Raw genomic sequence first — 25,152 nt, forward strand, 5'->3', positions numbered from 1 at the left:
TAACGTGTCAGTCAGCGAACAAGATATTCAAAATATTGTTCGGAATGTTTTACAAAACATGGGAAAATCAGAAGAACCGGCTATCAAAGCAGCAGCACAGCCAAAGAAGCTGATGGGAATTTTTGAAAACATAGAAGATGCAATAGCGGCTGCAAAAGCAGCGCAAAAAGAAATCCAGCCTATGCCGTTGGAATTCAGAGAAAAAATCATTGCCAATATCCGTAAGAAGACTCTGGAGAATGCAAAAATGTTTGCGGAGCTTGGAGTACAGGAAACCGGAATGGGTAATGTAGGGCATAAAATATTGAAGCACCAGTTGGTTGCAGAGAAAACTCCGGGAACGGAGGACCTTTCCACAGTAGCGTGGTCAGGAGACAGAGGTTTAACCTTGATTGAGCAGGGACCTTTCGGGGTAATCGGAGCGGTGTGTCCGTCCACAAACCCGACAGAGACCGTAATCTGTAACTCAATCGGTATGCTGGCAGCAGGAAATGCGGTTGTATTTGCACCACATCCGTCAGCGAAAAATGTATCAAACCTTGCCATTGACATGATTAACAGAGCAAGCGTAGAGGCAGGCGGACCGGAAAACTTAGCGGTTGCAGTTGAAAATCCGACTATGGATGTAAGCAAGACTATTTTCGGACATAAGGATATTTCCTTATTGGTTGCAACGGGAGGCCCGGGAGTTGTAACAACCGTGCTTTCATCGGGCAAGAGAGCGATGGGAGCAGGAGCAGGAAATCCGCCGGTATTGGTTGATGAAACTGCTAACATTCCAAAGGCGGCAGAGGATATTGTAAATGGTGCAACCTTTGATAACAACCTTCCGTGTATTGCGGAAAAAGAAGTAATAGCTGTAAAATCCATTGCAGATGAATTGATGTATTATATGGAGCAGGCAGGCTGTTACCGTGCAAATGATGAAGAAGTAGCAAAACTGATTTCAACAGTTTTGGTTGAGAAAAACGGCAAGAAGATATTAAACAGAGATTGCGTTGGACGCAGTGCGAAGGTTTTGTTAAGCAAAATCGGTATTACGGTAGGAGACGAAATCCGCTGTATTATCTTCAAGGGTGAAAAGACCCACCCGCTTATTGAAGAAGAACTTATGATGCCGATACTTGGTGTGGTTGAGGTTGATAATGTAGATGAAGGAATTGAAGTCTCTGTGGAATTAGAGCAAGGCAATAGACATTCTGCGCATATGCATTCCGCCAATGTAAACAATCTGACAAAGTTTGGAAAAGCTCTTGATACAGCAATCTTTGTTAAGAACGGTCCATCCTATGCAGCACTTGGCTTCGGAGGAGAAGGTTATGCAACCTTTACGATTTCAAGCCGTACAGGAGAAGGTCTGACATCGGCGAAGAGCTTTACAAAGAGCAGAAGATGCGTTATGTGTGACGCGTTGAGCATTAGATAAGGAGAGTGGCAGAAGTGGATATGAATATAGAAGCAATTGTAAAACAAGTACTTGCTGAAATGCAGGGAACAGGAAGCTCTGCTGCACCAAAGCAGGCAGGGGCAATTCCAAAGACTTCCAAAGCAGCAATGCTTACAGCTTTAGAAAAATACGAAATCAAAGAATTTGCAATTCCTGAAATCGGAGATGACGATATTTTAGTGAAGGTAGAAGGCTGTGGTGTGTGCGGAACAGACGCTCACGAATTTAAAAGAGATCCATTTGGTTTGATACCGTTGGTACTTGGACATGAAGGTACCGGAGAAATCGTAAAAATGGGTAAGAATGTAAAGAAAGACAGCGCAGGAAAGCCATTGGCTTTGGGTGATAAGGTAGTTACCTGTATGATTTTCAAGGATGATCCGGAAATCACCATGTTTGACTTGAATAAGCAAAACGTAGGCGGCGCTGATGTATACGGCTTACTTCCGGATGATGATATTCATCTGAATGGCTGGTTTGCTGAGTATCTTGTAATCAGAGGCGGATCTAGCGTATTTAATGTAAGCGATTTAGATTTAGATTCCAGAATTTTGATTGAGCCTTGTGCGGTATTAATCCATGCAGTGGAGAGAGCAAAGACAACAGGAATCTTGAGATTTAACAGCAGAGTGGCAGTACAGGGTTGCGGACCGATCGGACTTATCTGTATCGCTATTTTGAAGACAATGGGAATTCAGAACATTGTGGCAATTGACGGAGAGCAGAAGAGACTTGATTTTGCAAAAGAGCTTGGTGCATCCGCAACAGTAAACTTCAAAGACCACAAGGGAATTGAAGAACTGGCAAACGGCGTAAAGAACGCATTCGGCGGATATTTGGCAGATTTTGCATTCCAGTGTACAGGCTCACCGGTTGCACACTCCAATATTTATAAATTTATCAGAAACGGCGGCGGACTTTGTGAACTTGGTTTCTTTATCAACGGCGGAGACGCAACCATCAATCCGCATTTTGATATTTGTTCCAAGGAAATTACAACCGTTGGTTCATGGGTATACACATTAAGAGATTATGCAACAACCTTTGATTTCTTAAAGAGTGCAAAGGCAATCGGACTTCCGCTTGAGAAGCTGATTACCCACAAGTTCCCATTAAGCCAGATTAATGAAGCTCATATTACGAACTTGAAGATGGAAGGCTTGAAAATAGCAATCGTTAACGAATAGGAGAATGAGCGATGAAAGAAGCAGTAGGTTTATTGGAAGTATTCGGATGCGTAGCAGCTTTTGTAGCGGCAGATGCAGCCTGCAAAGCAGGAAATGTGCGAATTGAAGCATTGGATAAGAACAAGCCGGCAAATGCAGATGCGTTGCCAGTACCGTTGATAATGTGTATAAAAATCAGAGGAAGTGTGTCTGATGTGGAAGCGGCTATGGAAGCGGCAGCAACAGCGGCAAATAACCTTACTGGCGTAGTAACAAAGCACATTATCCCAGCGCCTGATACGAATACTGAGAAAATGTTAAAAATCAGTGCGTTATAAAAACAGTGCAGTTTTATGAAAAACATGGTAGAATAATATCAATTTAGTATGTAAATCTTAAGGAGGATTTTAATTATGACACAGGAAGCATTAGGAATGATAGAAACAAGAGGTTTAGTAGCAGCAATCGAGGCATCAGATGCAATGGTAAAATCAGCAGATGTTGTTTTAGTAGGAACAGAAAAAATCGGTTCAGGTCTTGTAACGGTTATGGTACGCGGTGACGTTGGTGCAGTTAAAGCTGCAACAGAGGCTGGTGCACAGGCAGCAGGAAGACTTGGAGAATTAGTAGCTGTTCATGTTATCCCAAGACCTCATGCAGACGTAGAAAAAATCTTACCTGTAATCAAATAGGAATAGCATATGAAATCATTAGGGTTAATTGAGTTACCTAATTGCACCGATGCCATTCAGGCATTAGATGTTATGCTGAAAACGGCAGACGTTAAATTTCTTACTTGGGAGAAGAAATTAGGCGGTAGGTTGGTTACCGTTATTGTTCAGGGTGAAGTGTCAGCCGTAGCGGAGGCAATTGAAAGTGCAAAGAGAAGTGCGGTAGGAAATATTGTGGCATCAGCAGTCATTGCTAATCCTCATGAGGAGACAATGAAGCTTGTTGCAACAAGTGCAAAAAAATACAAGTTCTTTGATTAAGTAAAAGCTTATTTATAAAATGAGGTAATGAAGATGGCCGAAGAAAAGAATCTAAATCAAGGCAAGCCGGCAGCACCAAAGGCAGCACCGCGAAAGAAGACAAGTACAGCGAGCAAGCCACAGCCGGCAGAGAACACAGTAGTTATTAAGGAGGAAAAAAGAATGGAACTTCAAGCATTGGGAATGGTAGAAACCAGAGGTCTCGTAGCATCAATCGAAGCAGCAGATGCTATGTTGAAGGCAGCAAATGTTGTATTGGTAGGAACAGAGAAAATCGGTTCAGGACTTGTAAGCGTTATGGTACGCGGAGACGTTGGAGCTGTTAAGGCAGCCGTAGAAGCAGGCTCTGCTACAGCAGCAAAATTAGGCGAAGTAATTGCAGTACATGTAATTCCAAGACCACATGGTGACGTAGAAAAGATTCTTCCACAAATGAAATAAAAATTGTATCTGATAGTGACCGGGAGCTTTATGCTTCCGGCGCGGTCAGAATCCATGTTAAATTTAGCTGGAGGTAAATATGCAGGAGCAATTGGTTCAAGAGATTACAAGGCTGGTCATAGCGCAGCTTGGTAATACAGAGGTAGTAAATTCTGAAAATGTAATCCCGATCGGAATATCAGCGCGTCATGTGCATCTGACAAGAGAGCATGTTGAGATATTATTCGGTAAGGGCTATGAATTAAATAAGAAGAAAGAGCTGATGGGCGGCCAGTATGCGGCGCAGGAATGTGTAACGCTTGTCGGAACAAAGCTTAGAGCAATAGAAAACGTCAGAATATTAGGACCTGAGAGAAAGTCTTCACAGGTGGAGGTATCGCAGACCGATGCCATTCGATTAGGTATTAAAGCACCAATCAGAGAATCCGGAAATATAAAAGGTTCAGCACCTATTGCAATTGTAGGACCAATGGGAGCCGTTTATTTGGAGGAAGGCTGTATTGTTGCAAAGCGCCATATTCATATGTCACCGGAGGACGCAGCCAGATTTGGTGTGGAGGACGGACAGATTGTAAAAATCAAGATTGCCAACGATAGAGGAGGCATTTTTGAGGGCGTTCAAATTAGAGTAGACAAAACATTCACATTGGAAATGCATATTGACACAGATGAAGCAAATGGCTTGGGTGTAGGCAAGGAAATGGGAATTTTAATCAAGTAATAGAGAATAGCGATTCTATTAATAATTATTGGGATACAATAGAGTTTCCTAATAGTTGGGAGGCATTTATGATTATAGGTAAGGTAGTTGGTACAGTTATCTGTACCAGAAAGAATAGTAATCTGGTCGGCAGCAAATTTATGATTGTTGACCCTATGGAGAAAATGGCAAGCCTTGGAGCTGGCAGAATCGTGGCTGTGGACAACGTAGGAGCAGGAATCAATGATATTGTACTTGTTGCGACAGGAAGTGCTGCAAGAGTTGGCTGTGATGATGCAAATGCCCCTGTGGATGCCTGTATTGTAGGAATTGTAGATGATCCGCAAAAAATTGTAATCGTAGAATAGGGTGAACCTAATGGATATAACAGAAATGAAAAAGGCTTTATTCGAGGGCGGCATTGTCGGAGCAGGAGGAGCCGGTTTCCCTACCCATGCAAAACTTTCAGGGCAGGCGGACACCATTATCTTAAACTGCGCCGAGTGCGAGCCCTTAATTAAGGTTGACAGACAGTTGATGACGGAGTATGTAGAAGAAGTGCTTTCCGGCATGCAAACGCTTGTGGACACATTGGAGGCGAAAGAGGGAATCATCGCCATAAAGAAATCATATGTCTCCTCAATCGAAGCTGTAAACAGTTGTATCAATAACTATAAAAGTTTGAGACTTCATATTTTGCCTGACATTTATCCGGCAGGTGATGAGGTCGTTTTAATATATGAAACGACAGGCCGTATTGTTCCTCAGGGTAAAATTCCGATTTTAGTCGGCTGTATCGTTGTGAATGTAGAGACTGTTCTCAATATTTACAGGAAGCTTACCGAGGATAAGGATGTCATAACAAAATATGTTACGGTGGCAGGACTTGTGAACAATCCGATTACGGCGGAGGTTCCGGTCGGTACTTCAGTCAAGAGATTGATTGAGCTTGCAGGAGGGACAACGACAGAGGACTTCGTTATGATAATGGGCGGACCGATGACAGGCAGAATTTGCAATCAATATGACCTTGTGAGCAAGACGACAAAGGCAGTTTTGGTATTGCCGCCAAACAGTCCTCCGGTGACGAAAAGACAGAGCACCACAAAAAGCAACTTAAAGGCAGCGATGTCTGCCTGTTCCCAATGCTCCATGTGCACGAGTCTCTGTCCGAGAAATCTTCTTGGTGCAGCGATTAAGCCCCATGAATTTATGAGAGCAATCTCCAACGGGATTACATATAATGTAGACCCATTTTTGAATACATTTTTCTGCGTTTCGTGCGGACTTTGTGAGATGTACTCCTGCCATCAGGGATTATCTCCTAGAAGCCTGCTGGACGAATACAGGAATGGACTGCGGGCAAAGGGAGTAAAGGCACCGGAGAGAGAAAACAAGCCTGTTAACACTTTACGCGAGGAACGAAAGGTTCCTGAACACAGACTTTTAAACCGTTTAGGATTGGCTAAGTTTGATCTTGCAGCGCCTATGACGTGTGACACAGATGTAAAAGAGGTAAAGCTGCTGCTTCGTCAGTGTATCGGAGCACCATGCAGCGCAAGTGTAAAAGCCGGGGATAAGGTTACCGAAGGGCAGATAATCGGTATGCCAAAGGAAGGCGAGCTCGGAGTTTATCTCCATGCCAGCATAACAGGCACGGTTACAGCTGTAAATGACAGCTTTATCGCGATAGCAAGATAGTACACTACACCAGGAGGCAAAGATGAACAAAGCAATTGGAATGGTAGAATATAAAACGGTTTCCACCGGTATGAAAGCAGCTGATATGCTTGTAAAAACCGCAAATGTGGAATTGCTTCAGGCGCAGACTGTCTGTCCGGGAAAATTTATTATATTATTCAGCGGCGATTTAAGCGCAATCAAAGCTTCGGTGAATGCGGTTGAGACAGCGTATCCGGAAGCCTTAATTGATAAATTTGTACTTGGAAATCCACATGAATCGATTTTTAAAGCACTGAGCTGTACGGCTGAGATTGATACAGTATCCGCTTTAGGAGTAATTGAGACATTCACGGCTGCATCCGCAATTGTAGCGGCAGATCATGCGGCAAAGACCGCACAGGTTGATTTATTTGAAATTCGCTTATGCAGAGGTATGTGCGGAAAATCCTACGTGCTGTTGACAGGCAGTGTTGCTGCGGTGACAGAGTCAGTTGAATCCTCTATCGCATTGATTAGAGAGGAAGGCATGCTTTTAGACTATGCGGTGATACCAAGTCCTTCGAAGGATTTTGTGAATACGTTAATGTAAAATATAAAAAGGCGATAAAGATTTTAATTCTCTATCGCTTTTTTAGTATCAATATAATGAAATGAGATGTTGTTTTATATTGTTTCCACAAAAAAATATACAAAATACTACAAAAAACAAACATATTGTGGTATAATAAATGAAACATAATCACAGTATATTTCATAAAAGAAACTGGAGGGGTAAACGTGCTTGCAATAGAGAGAAAAAATGAGATACTCGCTACTCTGCAGAAGGAGCAGAGGGTGCTGGTGGCGGAATTAAGCCAAAAGTATAACGTGACAGAGGAAACCATTCGAAGAGACTTAGAGAAGCTGGAAAAAGAAGGATTTGTAAAAAAGACGTATGGCGGAGCTGTTTTAAACAATAATACGAATGTGGATCTTCCGCTTAGAATCAGAGAGAAGACAAACAAGAGAGAAAAACAGATTATTGCCAAGATTGTGGCGGAGCTAGTGGAAGAAGGAGAAACTATCATGCTTGATTCCTCCTCAACCTCCCTTATGGCGGCAAAAAATCTAAAGCAGATGAAAAAACTGACCGTAATCACGAACTCGGTAGAGGTACTGATTGAGCTGGCAGGAAACAAAGGAATCAATGTGATTTCAACCGGAGGGATGCTTCGAGATGCATCGCTTTCTTTGGTTGGAAAAACGGCAGAGCGGACATTGATGAATTTCAATGTGGATAAAGCAATTATTTCCTGCAAGGGTGTAGATATGGAAAAAGGAATTACAGAGTCAAATGAGAGTGAAGCAGAGATTAAAAATGTGATGCGAAGCTGTGCAAAAACAACTATTCTTGCAGTGGATAACAGTAAGTTTGACAATGTATCTTTCATTAAAGTATCTGACTTGGAGAAAAACGATATTTTGGTCACGGACAAAATGATACCGGACAAATGGAATCAGTATTTTGAGGATAAAGGGATTCAATTAATCACAGAAAATCAATAGGTATAAAGGAGAAGATGTATGAGCACACCAATTTACAATTTAGCTTTTGACTTTGGAGCGTCAAGCGGCAGACTTATTTTAGGTAAGTATGATGGAGGCAGAATCGAGCTGGAGGAGATACATAGATTCACAAATGATCCGGTTCGGGTTGGAGAAAATTTCTATTGGGATACCTTCCGTCTGTATCACGAATTAAAAACCGGCTTGAAAAAGGCGGCGGCAAAGAAAATAAAGATTACAAGCCTTGCAATTGACACATGGGGTGTAGACTATGGACTGATTGATAAGGATGGTAATCTGATCGGTAATCCGGTTAATTATAGAGATGACAGAACAATTGGTGTGATTGATGAGGTTGACAAAATTGTACCGCTCAAAGAGGTATATGCTTCGACCGGAATTCAGTTTATGAATTTTAATACAATTTTTCAGTTCTGTGCGGATAAGAAAATGAGACCGGAAATCTATGACAGAGCAGACAAATTTTTAATGATGCCGGACTTATTTAACTATTTTTTAACCGGAAAAATGTATAATGAATACACGAATGCCAGTACAGGGCAGCTTCTGGATGCGAAAAAAAGATTTTGGGATATGGATTTAATTGAAAAGCTGGGACTTAGAACAGACTTATTCTGTGAGATGATTCAGCCGGGAACGATTGTCGGCGATTTGATTGCAGAGGTTGTAAAAGAGACCGGGCTGGAAGGAGTTAAGGTTATTGCGGTAGGAAGTCATGATACGGCCTCAGCAGTGGCAGGAACACCGTTTGAGGAAGAAAATGCAGCGTTTTTGAGCTGCGGAACTTGGTCACTCCTTGGTATGGAGATTGATGAGCCTGTTTTAACAGAGGAATCTTACCAGTTTAATTACACGAATGAAGGCGGCGTAGAGAGAAAAATCAGACTGTTGAAAAATATCAACGGACTTTGGATTATGCAAAACCTCAGAAAGAACTGGTGTGAATTTGAGGAGGAGGTTTCTTTCCCTGATATTATCAGGGCTTCCCGTGAAGCAAAGAGACAGGACTTTATCATTGACCCGAACGACCAGAGATTTACTGCACCGTACAATATGATGAAAGAGGTTATTGCGTACTGTGAGGAGAAGGGACAGGGAACGCCTGAGGGACTCGGTGAAATCGCTATGGCTATTTACAACGGACTGACCAATGAGTACAAAACAACGGTGGCAAATCTAGAGGTGATTTCCGGAAAGACAATACCTTGCATCAACATGGTAGGCGGTGGTATTCAGGACCAATTGTTATGTGAGCTGACAGCCAATGCGACAGGAAAGAAAGTTGTTGCAGGACCGATTGAAGGCTCTGTGCTCGGCAATATTGTAATGCAGCTAAAGGCAGTGGATGCCATTGAATCTTTGGAGGAGGGACGCAAGATTATCAAGGCTTCCTTTTCACAGAAGGTTCATATGCCAAACTAATGCTTTAGTGACAAGATAGATAGGCGGTGAAAACCGCCTATCTTTGAATCTGTTTGAAAAGACAAATAGGCCTTGGTGTTTTACTGGCAAAGACAAATGTTTGCCACAAAAAGAATTTGTGGTTGACATTTATATTGAAATAAGATAGAATGAGTAGACTGGTGACTAATAAAGGAAAGTGATTGTGAGGTAGAAATGAAAAATTTATTAGATGAAATGAAATTAAATCTTCCGGACTACATCCTTGATATTTTGAAACAATCAAAAGGTGTAATTATCCCTAAGACTAGAGAAGAGCTGGTTGCATTAGCAATGGGCAGCAATGAGAATACCACGTTTGATGTTTGTTATGATGTGGAAGGCAAGGGAAGTGTAAAGGAAGCAATTGTAACCAAATGTAAGAACGGTATTGTCGTAAATTATCTTGAGGATTACATGAGAAGACGTGATCCGAACAGTATGATTATTGCAGATAATAAGGCGACAGATAAGCCAAGATATTCTGATGTATACGGCTGTGATTTTGACGGACTCAGACAGGAGACCTTTGCATGGTTAAAGGATCAGGAGCTTATTTTCTTTCCATTCAAATCAGGCGGCTACGAATATGGTTATGATTCTATTTTTATCGCACCGTCAAATGCAGGCTTCTTTGCAGCAGGTCTTGCAGATTTACAGTATTTCCTGAATATAGATGAAATCGACTGGGAGTTTGATACAAAGGCAGTTGTATTTTTGGCACCGCCTTTCCGTCACACACATTTCGACGGAAAGCAGGTTGTTGTTCATAACCGTCTGGATAGTATTCATGAGGTTTATTCCTACAATCTGTATCCGGGTCCAAGTGCGAAAAAGGGAATTTATGCCGTACTTTTGGATATCGGTGAGCAGGAGGATTGGGTTACAGCACATGCTTCCACGGTAAAGGTAATCACTCCATATGATAATGAAATTGTTATTATGCACGAGGGTGCTTCTGGCGGCGGTAAGAGTGAAATGCTTGAGCAGGTTCACAAAGAAATGGACGGAAGAGTTGTTCTCGGAAAGAATATAGTGACAGGCGAAAAATATTACATTGATCTCAGTGAGACATGTGAGCTTTTACCTGTAACGGATGATATGGCAATTTGCCACTCAGCTATGCAGAAGGGCAGCAAGAAGCTTGTTGTAAAGGATGCAGAAGCAGGTTGGTTCTTAAGAGTTGATAATATTACAAGCTACGGAACATCACCACAGCTTGAGAAGACATTTACACAGCCGGAAGAGCCGCTTGTATTCTTGAACATTCAGGCTACTCCGAATGCAACCTGCCTTGTTTGGGAGCATACATTGGATTCAAACGGAAAACCGTGCCCGAACCCAAGAGTAATTCTTCCAAGACGTTTGGTAAAGGATATCATATCTGATCCGGTTGAAGTAGATGTAAGAAGCTTTGGTGTGCGTACACCTGCTTGTACAAAGACAAATCCGTCCTACGGAATTTTGGGTGTGTTCCAGATACTTCCGCCGGCACTTGCATGGCTTTGGAGATTGGTAGCACCGAGAGGCTACAACAACCCAAGTATCATCGATTCAACCGAGATGACAAGTGAAGGAGTTGGTTCCTACTGGCCGTTTGCAACAGGCAAAAAGGTTAGACAGGCAAATCTTCTGTTAGACCAGATATTAAACTCTGAAAGCACAAGATACTTACTTCTTCCAAACCAGCACGTTGGTGCTTATGAGGTAGGCTTTGTTCCTCAGTGGATTGCCAGAGAGTATATCTCCCGTCGAGGCAGTGCAAAGTTTAAGCAGGAACATTTGGTAGAGTCAAGATGCCCATTGTTGGGATTTGGACTTGACTCCTTAAAGATTGACGGACAGTATATCAGAAAAGCATTCCTTCAGCCGGAGAGACAGCAGGAGGTTGGAATTGAAGGCTATGATGCAGGTGCTAAGATATTGACTGATTTCTTCAGAAAAGAGCTTGCACAGTACAATACAGAGGAGCTTAATCCGTTAGGAAGACAGATTATCGAGTTATTTATGAATGATGCTTCTGTTCAGGATTATATTGATTTAATTCCGATGAGATATTAAAATAGTTGATTGAAATGTAGACAAAGTGATGCCGGTAAAAGGCGCGCTTTGTCTACTTCTGTATTTACCATTAACAAAAGGAGGAATAGGCATGATTTATTTTACATCAGATTTACATTTTTACCATAAAAAACCTATCATGGGAAAACGAACTTTTTCTTCCGCTAAGGAAAAGAATAAATTTTTAATTGAGCAATGGAACAATACGGTAAGAGAGAATGATGAAGTGTATCTGCTTGGCGATATTTCAGATGGGAACGGGCTCGAAACAAATGCAGTATTAGGGCGGTTAAACGGAACTAAGTATCTTGTGATTGGCAATAACGATGAATATTTGAATGATCCGCAGTTTGACAGAAGCAACTATGCATGGTGTAAACAGTATTATGAGTTGCTTACAATGGATACCAAGTTCGTGCTGTTTCATTTTCCAATCGAGGTCTGGTCCGGATACGGAAAGGACAGAATACACCTGCATGGACATTTACACAGGGAAAAGCCCTTCTATGAGCCGATAAGGCGCTACGAGGTAGGTGTGGATTGCCATGACGGAAAACCGGTTTCAATCGAAGAGATTTGGGAAAGGATCAAAGAATTTCACAATAAAGATCGTTTTTAATGATATTTTACAAAGTCTGATTTTTATTAACGAGACTTTAACCAATATTTAACTCCTCACTGGTAGAGAGGCCCCGTCCTTTTGGCTAAAATAGAGTCAGTAAATAAAAGGAAGGGAATGAGGAGTGAGAAATGTCTACGCTATTACTTAAAAACGTGAGCAAGATATATGACAACGGGATTGCGGCGGTAAGAGATTTTAATCTTGAGATAAAAGACAAGGAATTTGTTATTTTTGTAGGACCATCTGGCTGTGGGAAATCTACCACGCTGAGAATGATTGCAGGGCTGGAAGAAATATCGAAAGGCGAGCTTTGGATTGATGAGCAATTGGCAAACTTTGTGGAAAGCAAGGACAGAGATTTGGCTATGGTATTTCAAAACTATGCACTGTATCCATATATGTCAGTATACGATAATCTGGCATTTTCACTTCAAATAAGAAAAATACCCAAAAAAGAAATTGATAAAAGAGTAAGGCAGGCGGCAAAAATATTGGAGATTGAAAGCCTTCTAAACAGAAAGCCGAATGCCCTCTCAGGCGGTCAAAAGCAGAGAGTTGCAATAGGAAGCGCGATGGTTAGAGAGCCCAGAGTGTTTTTAATGGATGAGCCGCTGTCAAATTTGGATGCAAAGCTTCGGGGACAAATGAGGGTGGAGCTTGCAAAATTACATAAAGAGTTGGATGCGACGGTCATCTATGTGACCCATGATCAGACGGAGGCGATGACATTGGGAACAAAAATTGTGGTAATGAAAGATGGCATGATACAGCAGGCGGCAAGTCCAAGAGAGCTGTATGATAACCCGAGAAATATGTTTGTGGCAGGTTTTATCGGACTTCCTGCAATGAATTTTATTATGGCAGAGGTAACGGTAAAAAACAGAAATCTCTATCTGGAATTTAATTTTAAGAAAATAAAGCTTGAGGAGAGAATAAGCCGCATTTTATATGAGCAAGGTTATGTAGATGAGGTGGTTGTAATCGGGATTCGTCCAGAAGATATATGCTTTCATGCAAGGGAATTTGAGGAGGGGGCGGTTACCGTTTATCCGAATAGGAGGGAAATGCTCGGAGCAGAGGCAAATATTTATTTTGATATGGAGAGAACAACATTCTGTGCCAGTGTGCCTGCCGAGATGGAAATCGACATAAACCAGCCTGCTCAGATTAGTTTTAACCAGGATAAGCTGCATTTATTTGATCCGGATACAGAAGAAAATATTTTGTTTTTGGATGAGAGCGGAGGGAAGAAATGAAGAGTAAAATAGAAAAATTATTTGAGCCATATACTTATCTGCTGCCTTCTCTTTTGATATTTGGAATTTTTTTGTTTTATCCGTTTATCAAAACGATTTATTTAAGTCTTTATAAGACAAATAATATGGGGGAGGCAAAGCTGTTTGTAGGCTTGGGAAACTATAAAGATTTGTTTCAATCGGCATCCTTTTATAATAGTCTGATTGTGACAGGGATTTTTGTGGCAATTACGGTGTCGGTCAGCATGCTGATCGGTCTGTTGGCGGCGATGCTTTGCAATAAAAGCTTTCCGGGAATCCGTGTGTTCAGTATGGCATATGCGTTGCCGATGGCGATTGCTTCAAGCTCGGCGGCAATTGTATTTAAAATTATGTTAAATCCATCGGTGGGAATTATAAATAAGCTGCTGGGTCTAAATATTAACTGGATTAACGATCCGAACTATGCGCTTATCTGCGTGGCGCTGCTGACGGCGTGGCTGAACAGCGGAATTAATTTTCTCTATTTCTCGGCTGGGCTTAGCAACATTGATGAGGCGATTTATGAGAGGGCGTCCGTGGATGGGGCAAATGAGTGGCAAAAGTTTAAGAGGCTGACGCTTCCGGGACTTAGTCCGATTCTGTTTTACACCTTAATCGTAAATATTATTCAGGCATTTCAATCCTTCGGCCAGGTGAAAATATTGACGCAGGGTGGACCGGGAGAATCTACCAATTTGATTGTATATTCTATTTACCGCGATGCTTTTTTCAATTTTCGGTTTGGAAGTGCGGCAGCGCAATCTGTCATACTGTTTGTGATTATTATGTTGTTAACGCTGATTATGTTTCGACTTGAGAAAAGAGGGGTGAGTTATTAATGGAAGAGATACAGAGAATATCACCGAATACCATTACGGCGGCGGAGCTTGAGAGACTTAGAGTCAGCATGAACCAGAGGGCAAAGCAGAAGAAAAGGGCAAAGAAAGTTATGCTTGTCGTGCTAAATACAGTGGTGGCCTCGGTCATACTGTTTCCGCTTTTTTATGCGGTAAGTATAGCGGTTATGCCGTCAAGCGAGGTGTTTTTGACAGATTTTAATTTGATTGCAAAAAATCCTACTTTGGATAATTTCAAGCAGGCATTAAGCAAAATTCCTTTGGCAAGATTTGTATTTAATTCTTTTCTTGTGGCAGCATGCATTACACTGGGACAGATGATTTCCTGTTCGTTGGCGGCATTTTCTTTTTCTTTTTTAAATTTTAAAGGAAAAAAGGTCCTTTTTATGCTGATTATGGCAACAATGATGATACCGGGGGAGGCGACCATCATTTCAAATTATTTGACGGTAAGCAGCTTTGGCTGGCTGAATTCCTATAAGGTGCTGATTATCCCTTATTTGACCTCAGCGATGGGAATTTTTTTGTTCAGGCAGTTTTACATGACGTTTCCGATATCATTGTATGAGTCAGCCAGACTGGATGGCTGCTCCAATCTACGATTTATTGCTAAAATATTAACACCGCTCACAAAGTCAGCAATCGGTGCAATGGTAGTATACACCTTCATCAATGCATGGAATATGTATATGTGGCCCTTACTTGTTACAGGAAACAATGAAATGAGAACGGTGCAAATTGGAATCAGTATGTTAGACAGCGTGGATTCCCAGTCTATCACGATGATGATTGCAGGGGTGGTCATGATTATCCTGCCGTCTATATCCATATTTATCATAGGGCAAAAGCAGCTTATCCGTGGCATGTTTTCGGGAGCTGTTAAGGGGTAAGCAATCGGTTTGTGTGGTATTTACGGAATATTTTCCGTTTGAATACAAAGGGAAACAGCGCTTGTAAAGCGCAAAACCAATTAGGAAAGAAAGAGGAGATAGAATGAAAAAACGAATTGTATCACTGCTGTTGGCGGCAACTATGATACTAGGGGCATTGACAGGCTGCTCCGGTGGGGAGAGTGTCACGCAGACTACAGGCGCACAGGAGACAAAGACGCAGCAGGCAGCACAAAACGATACACAGGTGACGGCAGAGAGCAACGAGACAGCAACGACGACAGCCAAGGTGGAGGGGGAGACGATTACCTTCTGGCATTCAATGGGCGGTGTAAACGGCGAGGCAATCCAGTATCTCGTTGATAAATTCAACAACGAAAATACGGAGGGGATTACCGTAAATGCAGAGTATCAGGGCAGCTATGACGAGGCAATCAATAAATTAAAAAGTGCCCAAATTGGAAATATGGGGGCAGATTTGGTACAAATTTATGATATCGGAACCCGCTTTATGATTGACTCTGGATGGGTCGTTCCGATGCAGGATTTAATTGATGCGGACGGCTATGATGTGACACAGATAGAACCAAACATTGCAGCTTACTATACGGTGGAGGATAAGCTGTATTCCATGCCGTTTAACTCATCTACACCGATACTTTATTATAACAAGGATATATTTGACAAGGCAGGCATCACAGAAATTCCGGCAAGCTTTTCAGAAATTGGAGCGATTTCGGATAAGCTGGTTGCAGAAGGTGGCGCAAGTGAAGCGATTGCAATCGGAATATACGGGTGGTTTTTCGAACAGTTTGTGTGCAAGCAGCAGCTTAATTATGTAAACAACGGAAATGGTAGGAGTGAGGGAGCAACTGCTGTGGAATTTGACTCAAATGGAGCGGCATATAATATTTTAAAAGCTTGGAAAGAGTTGGCAGACAAGGGCTATGCACCGAATATGGGACGAGGTGATGAGGATGCCATCACAGATTTCAGTGCGGGAAAGGCAGCGATGACACTTGGATCAACCGCTTCATTAAAGCAGATTTTGACGGATGTAAACGGAGCTTTTGAGGTCCAAACGGCATATTTTCCAAAAGTAAATGATACAGATGAGGGCGGAGTTTCAATAGGAGGCGGCTCACTGTGGGCGCTTGAAAATCAGGATGAGGTAAAAAAGGCGGCGACATGGAAATTTATTAAATTTCTCGTTTCACCGGAATCACAAGCTTATTGGAATGCACAGACCGGATATTTCCCGATTACAACAAAGGCACAAGAGGAGCAGGTTTTCAAGGATAATATTGCAAAATATCCGCAGTTTATGACAGCAATTGACCAGCTTCATGACTCTTCACCGAGCTCCGCAGGAGCGCTTTTGAGCGTGTTTCCGGAGGCACGACAGATTGTGGAGACTGAGATTGAGAATATGCTGAATGGTCAGCAAAGTGAAGAAGAGGCAGTTTCTAAAATGGCAGAGAACATCAACAGTGCAATTGAGGAATATAATCTTTTGAATAACTAGGAAAAGGTGTATAATGAGTGGGAGGATACATAAAAAGTGTGAGCGTTGCTCACACTTTGTGCCTGAGCGGGTTGCAAAGCAACAACTTTCACTTCGCGAGGTGCAAATAAATAGTTTTTAATTATCTATTAAAGTATATTCTTTATTCTATCATAAGAAATTTCAATCATAACGATAGGAGGAAACAATTTGAAAACACAAGTATGGGCACACAGAGGGGCGAGTGGATATGCTCCTGAAAATACACTTCCTGCGTTCTCCCTTGCAGTAAGCCAGAAAGCGGACGGAGTGGAACTTGACATTCAATTGACGAAGGACGGAGAGATCGTCGTAATCCACGATGAGACAGTTGACCGAACGACAGACGGAAGCGGCTATGTAAAGGATTTTACATTGGAAGAGTTAAAGCGCTTTACCTGCGACAATAAATTCAGCGAAGAAAAGGATATTAAGATTGCGACGTTGGATGAGGTGTTTGAGCTTTTGGCGCCAACGAAGCTGGTTGTGAACGTGGAACTGAAAACGGGAATTTTTCGCTATGAAGGGATAGAAGAGAAGGCGCTTGCAGCCGCAAAAAGATGGAAAATGGAAGAGAGAGTCATCTATTCCTCCTTCTGCCATGAAAGCGTGCTGCGGGTAAAAGAGCTTGACAGCAGTGCGAGGATAGGGCTTTTGTATAGTGACGGCTTTGTTGACGTGCCAAGGTATGCGATAGGGCTTGGCATTAAGACCTTGCATCCGCCGATTTGGAGATTAAAGGATAAAAACTTTATAAAGATATGCAAGCAGCTTCAGATTGTGCTTCATGTGTGGCATGCAGACACGGAGAAACATATGCGGTATCTGGCAGAAAATAAAATAGAAGCAATCATAACCAATTATCCCGATAAGGCAAGAAAAATCGTAGACGATGAATTGTAAAATAAGCAAAGAGAGAATGTGTGATAAACACATTCTTTTTTTATATGCTAGGAAATTGCAACGCAATTTCCTAGCATATAAAAATCCTCCGGAGGATGCACACGAATGCAAGAGGAAGATGTCACTACGTGACTGCATTCGGCACAAAAAAAGCAGACAACTACTTTTTTTATTTTCGCGACTTTACAATTTAAAACGACATGATTTTACATAGATTTAACATTAATTTAACCGGACGTTGATAGAAGCATAAAGAAAATTGGAATAAAATAAAATCATCAATACAATGTAATAAATGTAACAGAATAGGCAGCTTTACATATTATAAACAGATTGAAAAAGACAAAAGTGTACATACTAAATTTTACAAAAGAAAAATGCATTTACACATTTTTAACACAAGCCTGCTTTTGGATTTTACAAACCTTTTATAAGATAGAAATGTAAACAGGAAATGTAAAAACAAAATGAATGTAAGTAAAAGGAGAATTATATTATGAAGAAAACAACGAAAAAGTTATTTGGATTAGCTTTGACAGCAGTACTTTCCATGACATTGTTGGCGGGATGCGGATCAGGCAGTGCGCAAGAAAGCACAGGAACAACAACAGAGACAACAACAGAGACGACAACAGATACACCGGCAGCTTCGGATACAGAGGAAACAACAGACGCAGCGGCAAGTGATTTTGATACCTCAAATGAGATTACGGTAGTATCCAGAGAGGACGGTTCAGGAACAAGAGGAGCATTTATTGAACTGTTCGGCGTTGAAGAAAAGGATGCAAACGGCGAGAAGGTAGATAATACGACAGAGGAAGCTACCATCACAAACAGCACCTCCGTAGTTATGACAACAGTAGCTGGCGATGATTACGCAATCGGCTACATATCTCTTGGCTCTTTAAATGATACAGTTAAGGCTTTGAAGATTGACGGAGCAGAAGCAACAGTGGATAACATCAAGAGTGGTACTTACAAGATTGCAAGACCGTTTAACATTGCAACAAAGGGTGATTTAAGCGCAGTGGCACAGGACTTCGTAGATTACATTTTAAGCTCTGACGGCCAGGCAGTTATTGAAGAGAACGGATATATCTCATCCTCTGAAAACGGAGCTTATGCAGGCAGCAAGCCGGAAGGAAAAGTTGTAATAGCAGGTTCTTCCAGTGTATCACCGGTAATGGAAAAGTTAAAAGAGGCATATCTTGCAGTCAATACAAATGCAACGATTGAAATTCAGACAAGTGACTCTACAACCGGTATGGAATCAACAATAAGCGGAATTTGTGATATCGGTATGGCATCCAGAGAATTAAAGGACAGCGAAATTGAGGGCGGTTTAGCGAACACCGTAATTGCAATGGATGGAATTGCAGTAATTGTAAATAAAAATAACAGCTTTGATGAGTTGACAAGCGAGCAGGTAAAATCTATCTACACAGGTGAGACAATCGCTTGGGATGAAGTAACACAATAATCAGACATAGAAAGGGGAAGTCGCAAAGCAGGAATTCTGTTTTGCGGCACTCCTGTTTGTCTTATGGAGGAAACTATGAATAGAATGATGGAAAAAGTAATGGAAATCGTATTTTTGATTGCTGCCTGTACATCCGTACTTGCGGTAGGCTTAATATGTGTTTTCCTATTTGCAAACGGAGTTCCCGCAATGCAGGAGATTGGATTTTTAAATTTTCTGTTGGGACAAAAATGGAAACCAAGTAATGATATTTTCGGAATACTGCCGATGATACTGGGGAGTATTTATGTGACAGCAGGAGCAATTGTAATAGGGGTTCCGGTTGGGCTGCTTACGGCAGTCTTCATGGCAAAATATTGCCCGAAAAAGATTTATCCATTTTTAAAGTCGTCTGTGGAGCTTATGGCAGGTATTCCGTCTGTTGTATATGGCTTTTTCGGATTAGTTATTATAGTTCCTCTCATAAGAGAGCTATCGGGTAAGAACGGAAGCAGTATATTGGCGGCATCAATCCTGCTTGGCATTATGATACTGCCTACCATAGTGGGAGTATCAGAGGCAGCAATCAGAGCGGTGCCAAGTCATTATTATGAAGGTTCACTTGCTTTGGGTGCCACGCATGAGAGAAGTATTTTCTTTGTAGTGCTGCCGGCAGCAAAGTCCGGTATAGTAGCGGCTGTTGTACTGGGAGTCGGAAGAGCGATCGGTGAGACAATGGCGGTTATTATGGTAGCCGGCAATCAGGCACGAATGCCGGTCAGTATTATAAAGGGAGTGCGAACCCTGACTGCCAACATTGTAATTGAAATGGGATATGCGGCGGACTTACATAGGGAAGCATTGATTGCTACAGCGGTAGTCCTATTCGTCTTTATTCTTATTATTAATTTGTCAGTATCATTATTGAATAGGAGGAACTAGGAATGGAAGTGATAAATAAACAAACCCTGAAAAGCAAACTAAAATCTTATTTAAGCAATCCATTTTCCGCATTTTTGTTTCTGCTTGTTATGCTTGCGACCTTACTCGGATTTATTACGCTGGGCTTTTTGATTGGCTATATTTTGGTGAGAGGCGTACCGAATATCAACCTGAGTCTGTTTGAACTGACTTATACTTCTGAAAATGCTTCGGTTGTTCCGGCTCTTATCAATACATTGATTATGACGGTGTTGGCGTTGCTTGTTGCGGTCCCGCTTGGTATCTTTTCTGCAATTTATCTTGTTGAGTATGCAAAGCGCGGAAATAAGCTTGTAAATATCATTCGTGTTACAGCGGAAACATTATCAGGTATTCCTTCTATTGTATATGGTTTATTCGGATTTCTATTCTTTGTTACAGCTCTTGGCTGGGGCTACTCCATTTTAGCGGGCGCTTTTACCATCGCAATTATGATATTGCCCCTTATTATGCGAACGACAGAGGAAGCATTAAAGTCGGTGTCAGACACATACCGGGAAGGCAGCTTCGGACTTGGAGCAGGAAAGCTAAGAACGGTATTTCGAATTGTTCTTCCGGCGGCAGTGCCGGGAATATTGGCAGGTATCATACTTGCAACAGGAAGAATTGTAGGTGAGACGGCAGCGCTTATTTACACGGCGGGAACCGTGGCGCAGGTGCCGGATGGTCTCTTTTCCTCAGGAAGAACCTTGTCGGTACAGATGTATAACCTGGCAAGTGAAGGCTTGTATATGGAACAGTCCTATGCGACGGCGGTAGTTTTGCTCGTCATCGTGGTGGGAATTAACAGTTTATCAAGTATGATTGCAAAAAGAATAGCTAAGGAGTAAACGTATGGATAAAATAGTGATTGAAAATTTAGATTTGTTTTACAATGATTTTAAGGCATTGAAAAATGTCAATTTGAAAATACCGGAAAAGGAAATTGTAGCATTTATCGGGCCGAGCGGCTGTGGTAAATCTACTCTGCTAAAGTCCCTGAATCGTATGAATGACTTGGTTGAGGGCTGTAAAATCACAGGGTCAATTACACTTGACAATGTAAATATTTATTCTGATATGGAAATCAATGCACTTCGAAAGAGAGTCGGAATGGTATTTCAAAAGCCGAATCCGTTTCCGATGAGCATTTATGATAACATCGCCTACGGACCGAGAACCCACGGAGTGAGGTCAAAGGCAAAATTGGATGACATTATCGAGAAATCCCTGCGCGATGCGGCGATTTGGGATGAGGTAAAGGACAGAATGAAAAAAAGTGCGCTTGGGTTATCAGGCGGTCAGCAGCAAAGACTTTGTATTGCAAGAGCATTGGCAGTACAGCCGGAGGTGCTTTTGATGGATGAGCCGACTTCCGCTCTTGATCCGATTTCTACTTCAAAGATAGAAGACCTTGCCGTGGAGCTGAAAAAAGACTATACTATTGTTATGGTTACACATAATATGCAGCAGGCGGCGAGAATTTCCGATAAAACTGCGTTCTTCCTGCTGGGAGAAGTGATTGAGTACAATGAAACCGAGAAGCTGTTCTCCATGCCAAAGGATAAAAGAACAGAAGACTATATTACAGGGAGGTTTGGCTGATGCGAAACAAATTCGAAGAGCAGCTTGAAATGTTGAATGTTGAGTTGATTGAGATGGGCTCCATGTGTGAGAGAACGATTTCAAATGCAATCAATGCACTGACAACACATGATATAAAAGCGGCAAAAGAGGTAATGAACAAAGATTCAGAGATTGACAATAAAGAGAGAGAGATTGAAAGCCTCTGTTTAAAAATGCTGTTGCAGCAGCAGCCTGTTGCAAGAGATTTAAGGCAGATATCCTCTGCGCTCAAGATGATTACCGACATGGAAAGAATCGGAGATCAGGCGGCAGATATTGCAGAAATTGTAACTGTCATGGATACATCGGTAGAAAATTTGTCTGATGTGGTAGGGATGGCGGAAGCCACGATGAAAATGGTTACAGAAAGCATTGATGCGTATGTAAGAAGAGATTTAGACCTTGCCAAAAAGGTAATTGAATATGACGATGTGGTAGATGATTTCTTTTATAAAATCAAGAAAGATTTGATTGAATCAATCGCCAAAAATGCAAGTGACGGAGAATTTGCACTTGACCTTTTGATGATTGCAAAATATTTTGAGAGAATTGGAGATCACGCTACCAACATAGCGGAGTGGGTGGAATTCTCCATTACAGGTAAACATAAAGGGAGCTGATGAGCATGATATATTGTGTTGAGGATGAGCGTAATATAAGAGAGTTAATTGTGTATACTTTGGAATCAACAGGGCTTTCGGCAAAAGGATTGGAAACGGGGGCTGATTTATTTCAGGAGTTGGATAAAAAAATGCCGTCCCTAATTCTTTTGGACGTCATGCTTCCGGGGGACGACGGCATCCAAATACTGAAAAAGCTGAAAGGTGAGTCTGCAACGAGAAATATTCCTGTCATTATGGTGACGGCAAAGGGAGCCGAGTATGACAAGGTAATCGGACTTGACGAGGGCGCGGATGATTATATCACAAAACCCTTCGGTATGATGGAGTTTGTTTCCAGAGTAAAGGCAGTTCTTAGGCGCACAAGAACCGAGGAGCCGCAAAAGGAACTGAATGTCGGTGACATTACAATTAATACGGAAAGACACAATGTCCTTGTAAAAGAAGAGAACGTGTCATTGACCTTAAAAGAATATGATTTATTAAAGTTTCTTATGGAGAATGTTGGGATTGTACTGAGCCGGGATCGGCTGTTAGAGCACATCTGGGGCTATGACTTTGACGGTGAAACAAGAACCGTTGACGTTCATATCCGAACCCTTCGTCAAAAGCTTGGAGAAGCAGGCAATGTAATAGAGACGGTAAGGGGCGTAGGTTATCGAGTACAAGGATAATGGAGGCATAAATGAGACAAAAAATATTTCGAAGCATGGGCATTTTAATCGCAGCTTCTCTTATATTTTTTTATGTTTTAATTATAGGAGTTATGTATCGGCAGCTCTTTGTCAGCATGGAAAAAGAGGTGGAGCGTGAGGCAAAATATTTAGCTTCGGCATTAGATATCACCGGTGTTGATTCGCTCTCCATTCATGCGATTGACGATGATGACAACAGGGTAACGCTGATTGATGCAGACGGAATCGTACTGTATGATTCCAATGAAGATGCTTCTCTGATGGAAAACCACAAGAACAGACCGGAGATTATGGAAGCACAAAGCGACGGCAGCGGAAGCATTGTGCGTTACTCTGAGACGCTCAGAAAGCAGACCTTTTATTATGCGGTTGAGCTGAATAACGGAATGGTTCTAAGAGTCGCAAACACGACCGACAGCATAGTGTCCATGATTATGACAAATACGCCGATTTTATTTGTGCTGGCAGCCGCAATTCTCTTTTTTGCTATGCTTCTGATTAGATGGCAGACGAAGAGCATCGTCACACCAATCAACAATCTAAATCTGGAAAATCCGCTTGAAAATGACGTATATGAGGAATTGACCCCTCTTTTACACCGGATTGAAAATCAAAATAGGCAGATTGATGAGCATCTGGAGCATATGAATAAAAAGCAGGAAGAATTCAATGCCATCACGGAAAACATGCGGGAAGCACTTGTCATTATCAATAAAAAGAACGCAGTGTTATCCATGAATAAAGCGGCGGTAGAGCTTTTACATGTGAATAGGAGAAACTGCATTGAAAAGCATTTTCTTACGATAAGCCGTGACAAAGAATTCCAAACCTCGATTGAAGGTGCAATGGCAGGAACGCCAAGCGACGCCACGATTATTTTAAATGGAAAGTACTATAAAATATTGGCTAATCCTGTTTACCTAGACGGTGCTTTAAATGGCTGTGTTGTTCTGATGCTTGATGTGACGGAAAAACAGCTTGCCGAGCAGATGCGTAAGGAGTTTTCTGCCAATGTATCCCATGAGCTGAAAACACCGCTTATGTCCATTTCGGGTTATGCAGAGATTATTAAAAACGGTTTGGTAAAAAGTGAAGATATTCCTGAATTTTCAGGCAGAATTTACGATGAGGCGACAAGACTGAGTAATTTGGTTGAAGATATCATTAAGCTTTCAAGACTGGATGAGGCTGACAAAGCACCGGAGTTTGAAGAAGTTAATCTTCTTATGCTCTCGGAGGATATCAAGGAGAGACTTCACACGCAGGCAGAGAAGAAGGGTGTGGAGCTTCGCGTAATCGGTGAGAATGTAAAGATAAAAGGTGTCCGCCCTATATTGGATGAGATGATTTATAACCTGCTGGAAAACGCAATTAAATACAACGAAGAAGGTGGAAAGGCGGGAGTAAGTGTTATAAAAGAAAACGACAGTGTTGTGCTTTCTGTGTGGGACACGGGAATCGGTATTCCGAAGGAGCACCATGACCGGATATTTGAGCGTTTCTATCGCGTGGATAAGAGCCATTCGAGAGAGACGGGCGGAACCGGGCTGGGACTTTCTATTGTAAAGCATGGGGCACTGTACCACAACGCAGAGATTAAGCTGGACAGCGAGCAGGGACGCGGAACAAAAGTTATCCTCACGTTTAAAGCAATTTCTTAAAGGTGGAAAAGTTATGATGATAGAAGCATAATGCAGGAAAGATGGTAATATACTGGTTATATAATGAATTAAAGAGGTAAAGCAGTGGACAAAACAGTACCAAAAACAAACAGTGGCAGTATAATTACCATCTTAAAATGCCTTCTATGTTCCTATATCATTACCGGTCTGGCGCTATTGCTGTTAGCATTATTTGTATACAAATTAGATTTGGACGATGGAAAGGTAAGAGTGGGCATTACAATTATCTACATAGTGGCAAGTTTTATAGGTGGATTTATTCTTGGTAAGTTGAAAAAGGAGAATAAATTTATCTGGGGTGCCATATGCGGAGCGGCGTATTTTGCAATTCTTGCTCTGGTATCCTTCGCAGTAAACCGCTCAATCGGAAGTGACGGAATCGGCTTCTTCACCGTGCTTGTTATGTGTGTTTCGGGGGGAACCTTCGGAGGAATGGTAAGCTGACATGGGAAGTTTTGGAGGACAGAAAGTGTATTGTAGTTAAAGACAATGCACCTTCTGTCCTTTTTATTAGGTATTGAT

The 25,152-nt window shown here is 41.8% G+C and carries 27 protein-coding genes; all 27 read left to right on the forward strand.

Annotated features, from left to right (window positions below; all coding sequences use genetic code 11):
• Positions 1-4: 4 nt before the first annotated feature.
• The 27 genes from CTY48_RS18160 to CTY48_RS18290 all read left to right on the forward strand — a co-directional run bounded on the left by CTY48_RS18160 (position 5) and on the right by CTY48_RS18290 (position 25,074).
• Positions 5-1,426, forward strand: a complete 1,422-nt coding sequence (locus CTY48_RS18160) for an aldehyde dehydrogenase family protein (RefSeq protein WP_099469856.1) — start codon at positions 5-7, stop codon at positions 1,424-1,426.
• A gap of 20 nt (positions 1,427-1,446) precedes the next feature.
• Complete coding sequence (locus CTY48_RS18165) at positions 1,447-2,634, forward strand: zinc-dependent alcohol dehydrogenase (protein ID WP_331463206.1); 1,188 nt, start codon at positions 1,447-1,449, stop codon at positions 2,632-2,634.
• An 11-nt stretch (positions 2,635-2,645) separates the two neighbouring features.
• Positions 2,646-2,951, forward strand: a complete 306-nt coding sequence (locus tag CTY48_RS18170; RefSeq protein WP_099469858.1) for a BMC domain-containing protein — start codon at positions 2,646-2,648, stop codon at positions 2,949-2,951.
• 75 nt (positions 2,952-3,026) lie between these two features.
• Positions 3,027-3,305: an ethanolamine utilization microcompartment protein EutM gene (eutM, locus tag CTY48_RS18175; protein ID WP_099469859.1), complete on the forward strand. Its 279-nt coding sequence runs from the start codon at positions 3,027-3,029 to the stop codon at positions 3,303-3,305.
• Between the two features lie 9 nt (positions 3,306-3,314).
• Positions 3,315-3,605: a BMC domain-containing protein gene (locus CTY48_RS18180; RefSeq protein ID WP_099469860.1), complete on the forward strand. Its 291-nt coding sequence runs from the start codon at positions 3,315-3,317 to the stop codon at positions 3,603-3,605.
• 162 nt (positions 3,606-3,767) lie between these two features.
• Entirely contained in the window at positions 3,768-4,046 is a 279-nt protein-coding gene (locus CTY48_RS18185) for a BMC domain-containing protein (protein WP_143452745.1), read from the forward strand.
• 79 nt (positions 4,047-4,125) lie between these two features.
• A complete protein-coding gene (gene pduL, locus CTY48_RS18190) occupies positions 4,126-4,767 on the forward strand; it encodes a phosphate propanoyltransferase (RefSeq protein ID WP_099469862.1) in 642 nt (213 codons plus the stop codon).
• 68 nt (positions 4,768-4,835) lie between these two features.
• Positions 4,836-5,114 (forward strand): EutN/CcmL family microcompartment protein, encoded by a 279-nt coding sequence (locus CTY48_RS18195; RefSeq protein WP_099469863.1) that lies wholly within the window; start codon positions 4,836-4,838, stop codon positions 5,112-5,114.
• A gap of 10 nt (positions 5,115-5,124) precedes the next feature.
• Positions 5,125-6,447, forward strand: a complete 1,323-nt coding sequence (locus CTY48_RS18200) for a 4Fe-4S dicluster domain-containing protein (protein ID WP_099469864.1) — start codon at positions 5,125-5,127, stop codon at positions 6,445-6,447.
• 22 nt (positions 6,448-6,469) lie between these two features.
• Positions 6,470-7,018 carry a BMC domain-containing protein gene (locus tag CTY48_RS18205; protein ID WP_099469865.1) on the forward strand — a complete coding sequence of 183 codons (549 nt, stop codon included), beginning with the start codon at positions 6,470-6,472 and terminating at the stop codon, positions 7,016-7,018.
• A 188-nt stretch (positions 7,019-7,206) separates the two neighbouring features.
• Positions 7,207-7,974 carry a DeoR/GlpR family DNA-binding transcription regulator gene (locus CTY48_RS18210; protein ID WP_099469866.1) on the forward strand — a complete coding sequence of 256 codons (768 nt, stop codon included), beginning with the start codon at positions 7,207-7,209 and terminating at the stop codon, positions 7,972-7,974.
• An 18-nt stretch (positions 7,975-7,992) separates the two neighbouring features.
• Entirely contained in the window at positions 7,993-9,417 is a 1,425-nt protein-coding gene (locus CTY48_RS18215; RefSeq protein WP_099469867.1) for a rhamnulokinase, read from the forward strand.
• Positions 9,418-9,612: 195 nt separating this feature from the next.
• Entirely contained in the window at positions 9,613-11,496 is a 1,884-nt protein-coding gene (locus CTY48_RS18220) for a DUF4914 family protein (RefSeq protein WP_099469868.1), read from the forward strand.
• A gap of 91 nt (positions 11,497-11,587) precedes the next feature.
• Complete coding sequence (locus CTY48_RS18225; protein ID WP_099469869.1) at positions 11,588-12,115, forward strand: metallophosphoesterase family protein; 528 nt, start codon at positions 11,588-11,590, stop codon at positions 12,113-12,115.
• A gap of 131 nt (positions 12,116-12,246) precedes the next feature.
• Positions 12,247-13,374 (forward strand): ABC transporter ATP-binding protein, encoded by a 1,128-nt coding sequence (locus CTY48_RS18230; protein ID WP_099469870.1) that lies wholly within the window; start codon positions 12,247-12,249, stop codon positions 13,372-13,374.
• Complete coding sequence (locus tag CTY48_RS18235; protein WP_099469871.1) at positions 13,371-14,234, forward strand: carbohydrate ABC transporter permease; 864 nt, start codon at positions 13,371-13,373, stop codon at positions 14,232-14,234. The genes CTY48_RS18230 and CTY48_RS18235 overlap by 4 nt, the downstream gene beginning before the upstream one ends.
• 110 nt (positions 14,235-14,344) lie before the next feature.
• Entirely contained in the window at positions 14,345-15,142 is a 798-nt protein-coding gene (locus tag CTY48_RS18240; RefSeq protein ID WP_408609856.1) for a carbohydrate ABC transporter permease, read from the forward strand.
• A 103-nt stretch (positions 15,143-15,245) separates the two neighbouring features.
• Positions 15,246-16,667 (forward strand): ABC transporter substrate-binding protein, encoded by a 1,422-nt coding sequence (locus CTY48_RS18245; protein ID WP_099469873.1) that lies wholly within the window; start codon positions 15,246-15,248, stop codon positions 16,665-16,667.
• A 189-nt stretch (positions 16,668-16,856) separates the two neighbouring features.
• On the forward strand, positions 16,857-17,588 hold the full coding sequence (locus tag CTY48_RS18250; protein WP_099469874.1) for a glycerophosphodiester phosphodiesterase: 732 nt from the start codon (positions 16,857-16,859) through the stop codon (positions 17,586-17,588).
• A gap of 496 nt (positions 17,589-18,084) precedes the next feature.
• Positions 18,085-19,068, forward strand: a complete 984-nt coding sequence (locus tag CTY48_RS18255; protein ID WP_099469875.1) for a substrate-binding domain-containing protein — start codon at positions 18,085-18,087, stop codon at positions 19,066-19,068.
• A gap of 75 nt (positions 19,069-19,143) precedes the next feature.
• Complete coding sequence (gene pstC, locus CTY48_RS18260; protein ID WP_099469876.1) at positions 19,144-19,989, forward strand: phosphate ABC transporter permease subunit PstC; 846 nt, start codon at positions 19,144-19,146, stop codon at positions 19,987-19,989.
• Positions 19,990-19,991: 2 nt separating this feature from the next.
• On the forward strand, positions 19,992-20,858 hold the full coding sequence (gene pstA, locus CTY48_RS18265) for a phosphate ABC transporter permease PstA (protein WP_099469877.1): 867 nt from the start codon (positions 19,992-19,994) through the stop codon (positions 20,856-20,858).
• Between the two features lie 4 nt (positions 20,859-20,862).
• Positions 20,863-21,612, forward strand: coding sequence for a phosphate ABC transporter ATP-binding protein PstB (gene pstB / locus CTY48_RS18270; protein WP_099469878.1), 750 nt, complete (start codon positions 20,863-20,865; stop codon positions 21,610-21,612).
• Positions 21,612-22,253: a phosphate signaling complex protein PhoU gene (phoU, locus tag CTY48_RS18275; protein ID WP_099469879.1), complete on the forward strand. Its 642-nt coding sequence runs from the start codon at positions 21,612-21,614 to the stop codon at positions 22,251-22,253. The genes pstB and phoU overlap by 1 nt, the downstream gene beginning before the upstream one ends.
• 5 nt (positions 22,254-22,258) lie before the next feature.
• Entirely contained in the window at positions 22,259-22,927 is a 669-nt protein-coding gene (locus CTY48_RS18280; protein WP_099469880.1) for a winged helix-turn-helix domain-containing protein, read from the forward strand.
• 11 nt (positions 22,928-22,938) lie between these two features.
• Positions 22,939-24,609, forward strand: a complete 1,671-nt coding sequence (locus CTY48_RS18285; protein WP_099469881.1) for an ATP-binding protein — start codon at positions 22,939-22,941, stop codon at positions 24,607-24,609.
• A gap of 84 nt (positions 24,610-24,693) precedes the next feature.
• The gene (locus tag CTY48_RS18290) at positions 24,694-25,074 is read left to right on the forward strand and encodes a TIGR04086 family membrane protein (RefSeq protein WP_099469882.1); all 381 of its coding nucleotides are present in this window, start codon (positions 24,694-24,696) and stop codon (positions 25,072-25,074) included.
• Positions 25,075-25,152 lie beyond the last annotated feature (78 nt).

This window comes from Konateibacter massiliensis, from assembly GCF_900184995.1.
Lineage (GTDB): Bacteria > Bacillota > Clostridia > Lachnospirales > Lachnospiraceae > Lachnotalea > Lachnotalea massiliensis.